Source organism: Novosphingobium ovatum (genome assembly GCF_009909235.1).
In the GTDB taxonomy this organism is placed as follows: Bacteria; Pseudomonadota; Alphaproteobacteria; order Sphingomonadales; family Sphingomonadaceae; genus Novosphingobium; species Novosphingobium ovatum.
Genome location: NZ_JAAAPO010000001.1, coordinates 715,532 through 729,956, shown reverse-complemented (window position 1 = coordinate 729,956; position 14,425 = coordinate 715,532). Strand labels below are relative to the sequence as shown.

12 protein-coding genes are annotated in these 14,425 nt (G+C 64.2%); 1 reads left to right on the top strand and 11 read right to left on the bottom strand.

All coding sequences use genetic code 11. The features are described from left to right. Positions 1 to 5 precede the first annotated feature (5 nt). The 11 genes from GTZ99_RS03335 to GTZ99_RS03285 all read right to left on the bottom strand — a co-directional run bounded on the left by GTZ99_RS03335 (position 6) and on the right by GTZ99_RS03285 (position 12,999). On the bottom strand, positions 6 to 314 hold the full coding sequence (locus tag GTZ99_RS03335; protein WP_161716843.1) for a hypothetical protein: 309 nt from the start codon (positions 312 to 314) through the stop codon (positions 6 to 8). A gap of 70 nt (positions 315 to 384) precedes the next feature. Next, positions 385 to 855 carry a DUF1775 domain-containing protein gene (locus GTZ99_RS03330; RefSeq protein WP_161716842.1) on the bottom strand — a complete coding sequence of 157 codons (471 nt, stop codon included), beginning with the start codon at positions 853 to 855 and terminating at the stop codon, positions 385 to 387. Beyond that, on the bottom strand, positions 852 to 3,503 hold the full coding sequence (alaS, locus tag GTZ99_RS03325) for an alanine--tRNA ligase (RefSeq protein ID WP_161716841.1): 2,652 nt from the start codon (positions 3,501 to 3,503) through the stop codon (positions 852 to 854). Before alaS ends, GTZ99_RS03330 begins: the two co-directional genes overlap by 4 nt. Before the next feature lie 340 nt (positions 3,504 to 3,843). Next, a complete protein-coding gene (recA, locus tag GTZ99_RS03320; RefSeq protein ID WP_161716840.1) occupies positions 3,844 to 4,917 on the bottom strand; it encodes a recombinase RecA in 1,074 nt (357 codons plus the stop codon). A 97-nt stretch (positions 4,918 to 5,014) separates the two neighbouring features. After that, entirely contained in the window at positions 5,015 to 7,525 is a 2,511-nt protein-coding gene (locus tag GTZ99_RS03315) for a hybrid sensor histidine kinase/response regulator (RefSeq protein WP_227711040.1), read from the bottom strand. A gap of 8 nt (positions 7,526 to 7,533) precedes the next feature. After that, positions 7,534 to 8,079 carry a DUF2062 domain-containing protein gene (locus GTZ99_RS03310; RefSeq protein ID WP_161717049.1) on the bottom strand — a complete coding sequence of 182 codons (546 nt, stop codon included), beginning with the start codon at positions 8,077 to 8,079 and terminating at the stop codon, positions 7,534 to 7,536. A gap of 65 nt (positions 8,080 to 8,144) precedes the next feature. After that, complete coding sequence (gene smpB / locus GTZ99_RS03305; protein ID WP_161716839.1) at positions 8,145 to 8,627, bottom strand: SsrA-binding protein SmpB; 483 nt, start codon at positions 8,625 to 8,627, stop codon at positions 8,145 to 8,147. Between the two features lie 151 nt (positions 8,628 to 8,778). Continuing rightward, positions 8,779 to 9,987, bottom strand: a complete 1,209-nt coding sequence (locus GTZ99_RS03300; protein ID WP_161716838.1) for a type III PLP-dependent enzyme domain-containing protein — start codon at positions 9,985 to 9,987, stop codon at positions 8,779 to 8,781. Between the two features lie 227 nt (positions 9,988 to 10,214). Next, positions 10,215 to 11,399, bottom strand: a complete 1,185-nt coding sequence (locus GTZ99_RS03295) for a carboxynorspermidine decarboxylase (protein ID WP_161716837.1) — start codon at positions 11,397 to 11,399, stop codon at positions 10,215 to 10,217. Between the two features lie 26 nt (positions 11,400 to 11,425). Next, entirely contained in the window at positions 11,426 to 11,770 is a 345-nt protein-coding gene (locus tag GTZ99_RS03290; protein WP_161716836.1) for a DMT family protein, read from the bottom strand. 17 nt (positions 11,771 to 11,787) lie between these two features. Then, complete coding sequence (locus GTZ99_RS03285; protein ID WP_161716835.1) at positions 11,788 to 12,999, bottom strand: saccharopine dehydrogenase family protein; 1,212 nt, start codon at positions 12,997 to 12,999, stop codon at positions 11,788 to 11,790. A 180-nt stretch (positions 13,000 to 13,179) separates the two neighbouring features. Here GTZ99_RS03285 and GTZ99_RS03280 point away from each other — a divergent pair, with 180 nt between their 5' ends. Next, entirely contained in the window at positions 13,180 to 14,421 is a 1,242-nt protein-coding gene (locus GTZ99_RS03280) for a DUF3419 family protein (protein WP_161716834.1), read from the top strand. Positions 14,422 to 14,425 lie beyond the last annotated feature (4 nt).

Here is a 14,425-nt window from a genome sequence, read left to right as displayed (position 1 = left end):
CGCCGTCAATCGTAGCGGCTGCGCACCTCGGCCAACAGGCGGGCAATACGCGGATTGGCGCGATATTTGGCGCGCAACACCTTGAAATCGGCGCGGACATAGTCACAGCGCCCCTTCTTCCACATGCGCTCGATCTGCTTGGCGCGCTGTTGTTGCGGGTCCACATCCTTGTCGGGCACAGGCTCACCACCCCAATGGTTGCAGCCCTCCCATCGGTCAATGAACGCGACCACATCGGCGGGCGCGCGGCTGCGCGCGGCGTCAAACTGCGGATCGCTCATCCCCGCCACCGCTGCCAACATCCACAACATCATGGCAAATCCCCCATCATTTGGCCGCCCCATCGCGCGGCGATCGCATCATCGCCGCCACCAGGCCCCGGCGTCAATGGCCGGAATGATCCATCGGTGCGGCGACCGCTGCAATCGTCACGCGCGGGGCGGGCGTGCGGCTCCCCACCTCGCCATTCCACGCCACGACCTCGCCATTGGCATAGGTTTGCCTGGCCGACAGGCGCAACTCTGCCGCCGTCGCGGGATTGACCGCCATCAGCCCGAATTCAACATATTGATCAGGAGGCAACGCCCCGGTCCAATGTACCGCGACGATCGCTCCGGTGGCATCGCGATCAATCACCAAGGTCCAGCCGGGCGCCTGTTGCAGGCCCGTCACACGCAATGCCGCGGGAATTTGCAGATCCAGCGCGACCGTATCGACGCGCCGTTCATTGGGCATGCGCACAACATAGACCTGACGCGCGCCCGCCACGCCCTGCGCGGGCGAAAGCGTCACATGGGCCTGTACGGACGGCGCCAACATCAGCGCCGCCGTACCAAAGGCCCAACGCCCGATCATGCCCCAGCGATCACCGCCCGCAGCGCGGCGATGGCATCGGCGGCCTTGTCACCATCCGGCCCGCCGCCCTGCGCCATGTCCGGGCGACCGCCGCCGCCCTTGCCACCCAGCGCCGCAACGCCCGCGCGCACCAGATCGACGGCGCTGACCTTGGCGGTCAGATCCTCGGTCACGGCGGCCGCGATGCTGGCCTTGCCTTCGTTCACAGCGACGATCGCGGCCACGCCGCTGCCCATGCGCTGCTTGGCCTGATCCAGCAGGCCGCGCAATTCCTTGGCGTCCAGCCCCTCGATCACCTGACCGCTAAAGGTCACGCCGTTAATCGTCTCATCAGCCGCCTGCGCCGCGCCGCCGCTGCCACCCAGCGCCAACGCCTTCTTGGCCTCAGCCAGCTCACGCTCCAGCTTCTTGCGCTCGTCCAGCAAGGCCGCAACGCGCGCCTCGACCTCGTCCGGCGTGGTGCGCAGCGCGGCGGCGGCCGCCTTCAACTGCTCCTCGCGGGTGACGAACCACTGGCGCGCGCCTTCGCCGGTCAACGCCTCGATGCGGCGCACGCCGCTCGACACGGCGCTTTCGCTGACGATGCGGAACACGCCGATATCACCCAGCGCGCGAACATGGGTGCCGCCGCAAAGCTCGACCGAAAAGTCCTTGCCCGCCGCCTTGCTGCCCATTGACAGGACGCGCACTTCCTCGCCGTATTTTTCGCCAAACAGCGCCATCGCGCCGGCCTCGATCGCGTCTTCGGGGCTCATCAAACGGGTGTTAACCGGATTATTCGCGCGGATTTCGGCGTTCACCTCGGCCTCGATCACGGCGATGTCATCGGCGGTCAGACCAGTCGGCTGCGAAAAGTCAAAGCGCAGACGTTCGGGCGCCACCATCGAGCCCTTTTGCGTGACATGCGCGCCCAAACGGTTGCGCAACGCGGCATGCAACAGATGCGTGGCCGAGTGATTGGCTCGGATCGCATCACGGCGCGCCACATCAATGGCCAAGGCCACCGCGTCACCCACCTTGACGCCACCAGCCCGGATCGTGCCGTTGTGCGCGTGCAGCCGGCCCAGCGGCTTGGCCGTGTCGGTGATCGAAATATCCAAGCCATCGCCACCCGAGATCACCCCCGCGTCGCCCATCTGACCACCCGATTCGCCATAGAACGGCGTCTGGTTGGTGATGATCGTGACAGTGTCACCCGCCTGCGCGGTGTCCACCTCGGCGCCGTTCCTGACGATGGCCACAACCTGCGCCTCGCCAGTGGTGCTGGTATAGCCGGTAAATTCGGTCGCCCCCACACGCTCGGCGATGTCAAACCACACCTCGCCGGCGGCCGCTTCGCCGCTGCCCTTCCACGCCGCGCGGGCCAACGCCTTTTGCTGCGCCATCGCCGCATCAAAGCCATCCTTGTCCACGCCAATACCGCGCGAACGCAGCGCGTCCTCGGTCAGGTCATAGGGGAAGCCATAGGTGTCATAGAGCTTGAACGCAGTCTCGCCCGGCAAGGAAGCGCCCTCGCCCATGTCGGCGGTCGCCTCGTCCAGCAGCTTCAGCCCCTTGTCCAGCGTCTGGCGGAACTTGGTCTCCTCGCGCTCCAGCACCTCCTGGATCAGCGCCTGCGCGCGGCCCAGTTCGGGATAGGCGGCACCCATTTCGGTCACCAGCGCGGGCACCAGACGGTGCATCAACGGCTGCTTGGCCCCCAGCAGATGCGCATGGCGCATGGCACGACGCATGATGCGGCGCAGCACATAGCCGCGCCCTTCGTTGCTGGGCAACACGCCATCGGCCAGCAAAAAGCTGGTCGAACGCAAGTGATCGGCAATGACGCGGTGGCTGGCGCGGCTGTCGCCCTGCGCCCGCACGCCGGTCAGCGATTCGCTGGCGGCGATCAGCGCCTTGAACGTGTCGATGTCGTAATTGTCATGCTCGCCCTGCATGACAGCGGCGATGCGCTCCAGCCCCATGCCGGTGTCGATGCTGGGCTTGGGCAGGCTCAGCCGCGTGCCATCAGCCTGCTGCTCGAACTGCATGAACACCAGATTCCAGATCTCGATGAACCGGTCACCATCCTCTTCCGGCGACCCCGGAGGACCGCCCCAGATGTGATCGCCATGGTCGAAAAAGATCTCGGAGCACGGACCGCAAGGCCCGGTGTCGCCCATCGACCAGAAGTTGTCGCTGGTCGGGATGCGGATGATGCGGTCGTCGGACAGACCGGCAATCTTCTGCCACAGGCCAAACGCCTCATCGTCGGTATGGTACACCGTGACCAGCAGCTTGTCCTTGGCCAGCCCCCATTCCTTGGTCAGCAGCGTCCAGGCATGCAGGATCGCCTGCTCCTTGAAATAGTCGCCAAAGGAGAAATTCCCCAGCATTTCAAAGAAGGTATGGTGCCGCGCCGTATAGCCGACATTGTCCAGATCGTTATGCTTACCCCCGGCGCGCACACATTTCTGGCTGCTGCTGGCGCGGGGCGTGGCGCGGGTTTCAAGGCCGGTGAACACGTTCTTGAACGGCACCATCCCCGCGTTGGTAAACATCAACGTCGGGTCATTATACGGCACCAGCGGCGCAGAGGCGACCACTTCATGCCCATTCGAGCCGAAGTATTCCAGAAACGAGCGGCGAATATCGTTGGTCGAGATCATGGCCGTTGCCGATAAGCCAGCGCGCGCCCGCAAACAAGCGGGAACACCGTTTTACAGAACACGAAAACGCAGGTTTTTCGGCAGGCGATACCGAAAAGCCGCCAATGCCCCCCGCCCAGCCGGAATCTTGGTGCGAACACGTGCCCAAACCTGACCGTTTGCACAGGTACGTTCACGACGAGGCGCAGACATCGCTCCAATTCACCCCGACAGCACAGCCAAACTAAATCCGCGCCGCATGCTGCCAGCCCGCAAACGAAAACACGCCAGCATCAGCATGCGTATCAGCATCAGCGGCAGCGCGGACCTTGCCGGCCGCCGCTAATGCCCGGCGGGACTCTCAGCTATCATCCTCCGCATCGGCGCCGACCATCATTTCGCCTGCCAGGCCTTCCATCTGGCCGCGAATGGCCGCCTCGATCCGGTTGCAGACGTCAGAGTGTTCACGCAGGTAATTCTTGGAATTCTCGCGCCCCTGACCGATGCGGATCGAATCATAGCTGAACCACGCGCCCGATTTCTCAACGATGCCGGCCTTGACGCCCAAGTCCAGAATTTCGCCGATTTTCGAAATGCCCTCGCCATACATGATATCGAATTCGACCTGCTTGAACGGCGGCGCGACCTTGTTCTTCACCACCTTGACGCGGGTAGCGTTGCCCACAATCTCGTCGCGATCCTTGATCTGACCAGTGCGGCGGATATCCAGACGCACCGAAGCATAGAACTTCAGCGCGTTGCCGCCCGTCGTGGTCTCGGGGTTGCCGTACATCACGCCGATCTTCATGCGCACCTGGTTGATAAAGATCACCATGCAGCGCGAACGGCTGATCGAGCCGGTCAGCTTGCGCAGCGCCTGACTCATCAGGCGGGCCTGCAGGCCGACGTGGCTGTCGCCCATCTCGCCCTCGATTTCGGCGCGCGGCACCAGCGCCGCCACCGAGTCGACCACCAGCACGTCGATCGCGTTGGAACGCACCAGCGTATCCACGATCTCCAGCGCCTGCTCACCCGTGTCGGGCTGCGAGACGATCAGTTCGTCGATGTTCACGCCCAGCTTGCGCGCATACACCGGGTCCAGCGCGTGTTCCGCGTCCACAAACGCCGCCGTGCCGCCAGTCTTCTGCGCCTCGGCGATGGCGTGCAGTGCCAGTGTCGTTTTGCCTGAGCTTTCCGGCCCATAAATCTCGACAATACGGCCACGCGGCAGACCACCGATCCCCAAGGCAATGTCCAGCCCCAGTGAACCGGTCGAAATCGCCTCGACCTGCATCGCCTGTTTCTGGCCCAGCTTCATCGCCGAACCTTTGCCAAACGCGCGATCAATTTGCGCCAATGCCGCTTCCAGCGCTTTTTGACGATCCATGTCTTTGTCTTTGCCTTCCTGAATCAGTTTCAGCTGTGCAGCAGCCATGTTCCGTCTCCATGCGTAAGGTGTTGCCGGCAAAGGTCAACTGTCACGCATGTACCACGGATGTTCTGTTGGAACAAGAGCGGAACAAACCGCCCAATCAACCCTTTTGCGCCGCAGCATCAGCCAGTGCCCCAGCCACCTTTTCCGCGATCTGCTGTACGGAAAAAGGCTTAGGCATGAAGTGCATATTATCGAGGCTAATCTCTTTTCGCAGTTGCTCTTCGGCATAGCCCGACATGAAAATCAGGGGCAATCCCGGCTCCAGCTTGCGGATGGCGCGGGCCATTGCCGGGCCGTCCAGCACCGGCATCACCACGTCCGAAACGATCAGATCGAACATTGCCATGCCCGAGTCGCGCCGGTGCTCCACCGCCTCCAGCCCCGCCTCGCCATCGCTGGCGCAGGTGACGTTATAGCCCGCGCGGGTCAGCGCGCGCTCGGCCACGACACGCACCGCGTCCTCGTCCTCGACCAACAGGATGTCGCCGCCACCGGCCCATGTCGCCGTGCCCTCACGCGGACGCGGGCTGGCCACCTCGACCGCGCCGTGATGCACAGGCAAATAAACGACAAAACGCGCGCCCTGCACGCCGCCGGCCGCCGTCGCGACATTCTCGGCAAAGATGAACCCGCCCGACTGTTTGACGATGCCATAGACCGTCGAGAGACCAAGCCCGGTGCCCTTGCCCTGCTCCTTGGTGGTGAAAAACGGCTCCCAGATCTTGCCCAGCACGTCTGGCGGAATGCCGCCACCTGTGTCCTCGACCACCAGCGCGGTATAGTCGGCGATGGGCAGGATGTCGCTGCGCATGGCGCGCACGTCCTGCGCCGACACCCGCCGCGTATAGACATTCAGCCGCCCGCTGCCGTCGCGGCCGTGGCGCTGGCTGTGCTCCTGCATGGCATCGCGCGCGTTGACCACCAGATTGACGATCACCTGCTCCAACTGCGTCGGATCGGCGCGCACCGCGCCCAGATCGCGGTCGTGCGTCACGTTCAGCTTGATCTTCTCACCGATCAGGCGGCGCAGCATCTGGCTGATTTCGCTGACGATATCGGGCAATTGCAAAACCTGCGGGCGCAAGGTCTGCTGCCGGCTAAAGGCCAGCAATTGCCGTGTCAGACTGGCCGCGCGGTTGCTGCTGGCACGGATCTGCTGGATGTCGTCATAATCGCTGTCGCCCGGCGTATGGCGCAACAGCATCAGATCGCAGGTGCCGATGATCGCGGTCAGCACATTGTTGAAATCATGCGCCACGCCGCCCGCCAACTGGCCCACGGCCTGCATCTTGGTGGCTTGGGCCACCTGCCGCTTCAACCGGGTTTCCTCGGTCGTGTCGGTCAGCCCCAACAGCACCGCCGCATCGCCCAAGCCGCGCACGCCAGCCAGCGACAGCGAGACCGGATCGTCGGGCTGTGCGGACAGCCGCACCGCCACGTCTCCGCTGGTCGCCGGGCCTTGGCCGAAGCGGCGGACGGCATCGGACAGCGCGGCCTTGTCCTCCTTGACCACCAGATCGGTGGGATAGGTGGGCGGATCCTGTCCATCGCGCCCGGCCGCGCGCATAAAGGCGGCATTGGCGAACAGCAGCCGCCCATCGCGGTCGGCCATTGCCAGCCCCAACGGCAATTGCGCCAGCAACGCCTCCAGATGCGGCGCCGCTGCGGGGCCAGCATCAGCGCCCCCGCCCATGCCCACGCCGGCATCGACCAACAGCATCAGCGAAGGGCTGCTTTGCGGATCGGGATAGGGTTCGACGTCGGGATCGGCCAGTGGCAGGTAATACAGCGTCAGCGCGGCGGCCTGCCGGTTGTCACGTTCCCAGAAAATGCGGCCCGCATCGTCCTGCGTGAACAGCGTCACGAATTCAACGTCGATCAGACTGGCCTGCGGCTCAACCCCGCTGCGCTGAACAAAGCCCTCGTTGCAGGCCCGGATACGGCCATCGGTGCCGACAATGGCGGCGGCAAAGCCCGCCTGTCCCAGCATCCGCCCGGCCTTGCCCGCCAATTGGCCCGCCATATCGGCCACCGGATCGGCGGCCACCACCGGATCAAAGCGCCAGATCAGGTAATCCTCACCCCGGCCGGACCGCAGCGCGCTGGCACGCCAACGGCGCGGGACCAGCCCCTCACCCTCCGCGCCCAGCAATTGGTCGACACTGCCGCGCCCATCGCGCCACGCCACCCGCGCGGCGGCAGCCAAGGCATCGCCCCCGCCCCCCGCCAGCGGCAAGGACGGCGGCACCGCCACGCCAAACACCTGTTCCCACGCGACATTGGCGCACACCATGCGCCCCGCCCGGTCCACAATCGCCACAGCCGGGGCATCATCCCCGCCCAATTGCTCGATCGCGGCGATGGTGACAGACCAGTCCTGCGCCTCCACCTCGGCCACAGGAGCGGGGCGCGGGCGCATCATGACGGCGGCAAACAACGCGCCCAGCGCGATCAGCCCGCCGGCAAAGGCGGCCACCACCGCAGGCTGGCGCACCACTGCGGCCACCGCCAACAGGCTGAGCGCCAAGCCGCCACCCACCAGCGCGGCCATCATCCACCGCGTGTCAGGTGCCGCCTGTGTGTTCGTATCTGATCCCTGTTCCCCCATGGGGCGGACTATATCGCTGTGTCGGACGGGTGCAACCGGTGGCGCCACTTACGCACAATCCAAAGCCGCCACAGTGCCATCGCCAGCACATAGCCGACCGCCGCCGCCACCGCCGAGATGGTGAACAGCCCGACCAGCAAGGCGGGCGCGGCATCCGACACCACCCAACCGGCCCACTCCGCCAATCCGGCGTGATGCGCCATCAATCCGTTCAGCGTCGCCAGATCGGCATGAAAGCCCAGCCCATTGCCGACAAAGATCGAACCAATCAGGATGAAGGGCGTGGTCGCCGGATTGGACAGGAACGTCATCGCCGCGGCCAGCGGGATATTCCCGCGCCCCGGCACGCACATCAAAGCCGCGCCCACGATCTGGACACCGGGGATCAGCGCGAAAATGCCGACAAACAGCCCCATCGCCACCCCGCGCGGCACGCTGCGCCGGGTAAAGCGCCACAATTCGGCCCGCAGCACCAAATGGGCAAAGGGCCGGATGAGCCGGCTTTCCTCCAGCGCTTCACGCGTGGGGACATGCGTGGCCATCCAGCGCGCCATCCGTTCCCATTGCCGGGCGAACCAGGTGACATCGGCCTCAACAGGGCGTTCAGGCCCGGCCGCGCTCACTTGTACTCGCGCAGGATGCGCTGCTGATCGCGCTTCCAGTCGCGCTCTTTCATCGTTGCACGCTTGTCGGCCGCGTTCTTGCCCTTGGCCAGCGCCAGTTCCACCTTGGCCCGGCCGCGCCCGTTGAAATAGATCGAGAGCGGCACGAGCGTCATGCCCTTGCGCTCGACCGCGCCGGTCATCTTGGCGATCTCGCGCTCGTGCAGCAACAGCTTGCGGGGACGCTTGGGCTCGTGGTTGTAACGGTTGCCGTGGCTGAATTCGGGGACGTTCGAATTGACCAGCCACACCTCACCGCCCTGCACCTCGGCATAGGATTCGGCAATCGACCCCTCGCCAAAACGCAGACTCTTCACCTCGGTCCCGGTCAGGCAGATGCCCGCCTCATAGGTCTCGTCGATGTAATAGTCGAAGCGCGCGCGCCGGTTTTCGGCGACGGTCTTTTTCTTGTCAAAGGCGGCGGGAGTTGGTCTGGCCATAGTATCCGCGCATGTAGGGGCGATCAGGGCAAAGCGAAAGGGGCAATCGGGTACGTTTCCGACCAATAGTGCCGCCCATCGGTTAAGGACACGCAAAGGGCGAGAGCGGCCATGCCGCCCTCGCCCCGAAATAGCGTCCGTTTACCGCGCTTCAGCGCAGCGAGACGACATTGTCCTTGGCGCGCGGGTGGACCCGGTCGCCACGATACTGGCTGTTCATCGGCTCATCGCTGACATCGACCGACAGGCCGGTACCAAAACCGTTGAAGCGCGTGCGCATGGCCGCGCCATAGGCGCCCAGCATGCCGATCTCGATATAGTCGCCCGGCTGGATGTCGGCGGGCAGACGGAACGGGCCTTCCATGTAATCGGCGTCATCGCAGGTCGGGCCGTAGAAGGCGAATTCCTCGGCCGCACCCTCGCGCGTCTCGTTCAGGCAGCGCACGGGGAAACGCCAATCGACATGGGCCGCATCATACAGCGCGCCATAGGCACCCTCATTGATGAACAGCTCGTTGCCGCGACGCTTTTCCACCTGCACGATCATCGAATTGAATTCGGCCGACAGGGCACGGCCCGGTTCGCACCACAATTCCGACGAATAGGACACCGGCAGCGATTCAGCCGCGCGGTGGATCGAGGCGAAATAATCCTCCATCGGGGCCGGTTCCATGCCCGGATAGATCGAGGGGAAGCCACCGCCCACATCAATGATATCCACCGTCACCGACGCGTCGACAATCGCCGCACGCACGCGCTCGAGCGCCTGCACATAGGCAAAGGGCGACATCGCTTGGCTGCCCACATGGAAGCAGATGCCAAGGCAATCGGCGACCTGACGCGTGGCCTGCAACAGCGGGGCGGCATCGGCCAGATCGACGCCAAACTTGGACGCGAGGCTGAGTTCGGAATATTCCGAGGACACGCGCAGACGCACGCACAGCGACAAGTCGGTGGCGTCATTGCCATCGCGGTCGCGGGTCGCTTCAACGATCTTTTCCAGCTCTTCGTGGCTGTCCAGGCTGAAGGTGCGCACACCGTGGATGTGATAAGCCTCATGGATGGCGGCCACAGGCTTGACCGGGTGCATGAAGCACAACACCGCGTCCGGCCCCAAGGCCTCGCGCACCAGACGCACTTCGGCGATGCTGGCGGTGTCGTAATGGGTCACGCCTGCGTCCCACAGCACGGCCAACAGGTCGGGCGACGGGTTCGCCTTGACGGCATAGAGCGACTTGCCCGGAAACTTCTCGACAAAGAAGCGGGCCGCGCGGGCTGCCGCCTGCGGACGATTGAGGATAACGGGTTCGGTCGGCGAAAAGGCGCGAACTACAGCCGGTGCATCTTGGTGAATGGACAACGCAAGGGACCCCCAATAGGCCTTTCGGCCAGATAAACACGAAGACGAAGCTGCCTTGCGGTTTGGAAGTCCCCATGGGGCAGCGAGGGGGGTGCGTATAGGCCATTTTGCGGGGGGTGCAAGGGGATTTTTGCGCCCTGCCCCCGCGCGGTTTCGCGGTCCAGGCGCCATGCGGCCTATTCTGCCGCATGGCGTTGAATCATTGCAGGATTATGACAGTTTTCCGCTTAACTCAGCCGGTCGCGGAAGGTGGTCCAGTCGAACCGTTTCACGCATTCCAGCGAATCATCCGCGCTGTTCCATAGCCAGATCGAGGGCAGCGGCACGCCGTTGAAGGTCGTGGTCTTGACCATGGAATAATGCGCCTGATCCAGAAAGGCGAAACGCTGCCCCGGTTCACACGGCACCGGCAGGCCATAGTCGCCAATCACATCGCCCGCCAGACAGGACGGCCCACCCAGCCGGACAGGCTCCACATCGTCCCGCTCACCCAGCATGGCCGGGCGGTAGGGCGCCTCGATCACGTCGGGCATGTGGCAAGTGGCCGAAATGTCGACAATCGCCACCGGCACGCCATTGGTGTGCGTGTCCAGAATGGTGCCGATCAGGATCCCGGTGTCCAGCGCCACCGCCTCGCCCGGCTCCAGATAGAGCGTACAGCCGGTCTGCACCTTCACCGCCTTCAGGAATTCGACCAGATCGTCGCGCTGATAATCGGCGCGCGTGATATGGTGCCCGCCGCCAAAGTTCAGCCACTGGATCGGCCCGCCATTGGCCACCAGATAGGGCGCGATCATCGGGAACACCGCCGCCCATGTGCGCTGCAACGGTTCGAAATCCTGTTCGCACAGGGTGTGGAAATGGATGCCGGTGACGCCTTCCAGATCTTCGGGCGTCAACTGGTCGATCGGAAAGCCCAGGCGCGAGCCCAGCGCGCAGGGGTCGTATTTCTCGACCTCGCCCTCGCGGTGCAGGGGGTTGATGCGCAGGCCCACGTCAAATTCGCTGCCGCCCTTGCGCGCGGCGGCCAGTTCAGGCGCAAAACGGGCGATCTGCATCGGCGAGTTGAAGATCACATGGTCCGACATGCCACAGATTTCGGGCAGATCCTGCGCCTTGTACCCGGCGCAATAGGTGGCGATCTCGCCCTTATAGTGTTCGGCCGCCAGCCGCGCTTCCCACAGGCCGGACGTGCATACCCCGTCCAGATATTCGCCGATGATGGGCGCGACGCGCCACATGGAAAACGCCTTCATCGCGGCCAGCAGGCGGATGCCCGCCCGGTCGCGCACATCGGCCAGCACCGCCAGATTGGCGCGCAACCGTGCCTCATCCACCACGAAAGCGGGGGAATCGACGCGGTTCAGATCAAAATGCCGGAACGCGCCGGGATCGCCTGCCCTAGTTTCCATTGGGGGTTTCCATCGGGGGTCTCCAATCAGTGACTTTTGAATATCAGCGCGGCGCCCGCCGCGATCAGCGCAAAACCGAGGAGATGGCTCCACCCCGGCCTTTGCCCGAACATCACCCACGCCATGCCGACAAATGTGGCCAGCGAGAGCACTTCCTGCATCGTTTTCAACTGCGCCAGATTATAGGCCCGCGCGCCGATGCGATTGGCCGGCACCGCCAGCCAATATTCGAAAAAGGCAATGCCCCAACTGACCAGAACGGCCACCCACAGCGCCTTTGCGGGCGTTTTCAGGTGGCCGTACCAAGCCAGATTCATCAGCACATTCGACCCCGCCAGCAATACCGGCGGCAGGATCAGGTTCCAATTCATCAATGCGCTTGCCCGGATCAGAACGCGACCGGGCCGTCCAGTTCCTCGACCGTCCAGGGCAGGCCGTGGTCATTCAGCATCGCCATGAAGGGATCGGGATCGAACTGTTCGATGTTGAACACGCCCGCCCCGGTCCAGATGTCCTGCATCACCATCGCCGCGCCGATCATTGCCGGAACGCCGGTCGTGTAGCTGACGGCCTGATTGCCGGTTTCCTCATAGCAGACCTCATGGTCGCAGATGTTCTTGATATAGAACGTCTTTTCGCCCGAACCATCCAGCGCCTCGCCGGTGGCGATGTCGCCGATGTTCGTCTTGCCCTTGGTCGTCGCGCCCAGCGTGCTGGGTTCGGGCAACACGGCTTTCAGGAATTGCAGCGGGATGATCTCCACCCCGTTATACATCACCGGATCGATCCGCGTCATGCCGACATTCTGCAACACGGTCAGATGCTTGATATACTCATCGCCAAAGGTCATCCAGAACCGGCCACGCTCCAGCTCGGGGATGAACTTGGCCAGAGATTCCAGCTCCTCATGGTACATCATGTACATGTTCTTGGGGCCGACCTGATCGAAATCGAACGTCACCTTGTTCGCCATGGCGGGCGTTTCGATGAACTGGCCGTTTTCCCAATGGCGCGCCGGGGCGGTCACTTCGCGGATGTTGATTTCGGGGTTGAAATTGGTGGCGAACGCCTGACCATGATCGCCGCCGTTGCAGTCCAGAATGTCCAGCTGACGGATGGTCTTGAGCTTGTGCTTTTTCAGCCACATGGCGAACACGCTGGTCACGCCCGGATCAAAGCCGCTGCCCAACAGCGCGGTCAGGCCGGCTTCCTTGAAGCGGTCCTGATAGGCCCACTGCCAATGGTATTCGAACTTGGCCACATCCTTGGGCTCATAGTTGGCGGTGTCCATGTAATGCGCGCCCGCGATCAGGCAGGCGTCCATGATCGTCAGATCCTGATAGGGCAGCGCCAGATTGACCACCAGTTTCGGCCCGATCTGCTTGATCAGGGCGGCCAGCGCGGGCACATCCTCGGCGTCGATGGCATAGGTGGCCACGTCAACGCCGGTGCGCTCCTTGACCGACTGGGCGATGGCGTCGCACTTGCTCTTGGTGCGGCTGGCCAGATGAATGTCCGAGAAGATATTGGCGTTCATCGCCATCTTGTGCACCGCGACCGAACCGACGCCGCCCGCGCCAATCACCAGAACCTTGCCCATGCGGGGACCTCCATAGCATGCGGGCGCGCACAAAGGGCGCCCGAAAAATCCGAATGCCGCCATATAGAGCCGGATTGTGACAGCACAACCGCCTATGCGTCCGCATCGCCTTGCATGACTGACGCCAAAGCGTCACGCAACCGTCACGGCGGCGCAACGCGGCGGCGATAAGGCACCGCCATGACCGCAACAGCCGCCCTGCCCTTTACCGCCCCTGCCCCGCACATCATCGACGCCGCCGTGGTGCGCCACCATGCGGGCTTGCGCCAACGCCTGATGGACCGCGCCTTTGCGCTGGCCTTTCGCGGGCTGGTCTATGCCCAGATCTGGGAGGACCCGGTGGTGGACATGCAGGCGCTGGATATTCAGCCGGGCGACCGTATCGTCACCATCGCGTCCGGCTCGTGCAACGCGCTGTCCTATCTGGTGGCCGATCCGGCCCAGATCACGGCGGTGGATCTGAACACCGCGCATATCGCGCTGGGCCGGTTGAAACAGGCCGCCTTTACCCATCTGCCCGATTATGCCGCGCTGCGCCGCTTTTTGATCGAGGCTGACCATCGCGACAATCCGGCGACCTATGCCAGCACGCTGGCCCCGCATCTGGACGAGGCCACCCGCCGCTATTGGCAGGGGCGCGACGCGATCGGCCGGCGGCGGATTGGCGGCTTTGCGCGGGGGATCTATCGGCGCGGGCTGTTGGGGCATTTCATCGGCGCGGCGCATCTGCTGGCGCGGGCCTATGGCGTGGATCTGCGCGCGGTGCTGGCCGCGCGCGACATGGCCGAACAGCGCGCCATCTTTGACGCGACCATCGCCCCCCTGTTCGACAAGGCCTTTATCCGATGGCTGACGAACCAGCCCGCCAGCCTGTTTGGTCTGGGCATTCCGCCTGCGCAATTCGACGCGCTGGCTGGCGATGCGCGCATGGCCCATGTGTTGCGCGCCCGGTTGGAGCAACTGGCCTGCGGCTTTCCGATCACCGACAATTACTTTGCCTGGCAGGCGTTCAACCGGGGCTATGGGCGGGACGCGGACGCGCCGCTGCCGCCCTGTTTGCAGGCCGCCCATTATGACACGCTGCGCGACCGCGTGGGCCGGGTGGAATGGCGCCACACCAGCTTTACCGACCATCTGCGCGCCCAGCCCGCCGCCAGCGTTGACCGCTATATTCTGCTGGACGCGCAGGACTGGATGGATGACGCGCAATTGACCGATCTGTGGGCGCAGATCACCCGCACCGCCCGCCCCAACGCGCGCGTGTTGTTCCGCACCGCCGCCGAGGAAACGCTGTTGCCCGGCCGCGTGCCCGACACGATCCTGTCGCGCTGGGCTTATGACCCGGCACAAGCCCGCGCGCTGGTCGCGGCGGACCGCTCGTCGATCTATGGCGGGCTGCATCTCTATCGGTTTGCGGGGTAAGCGC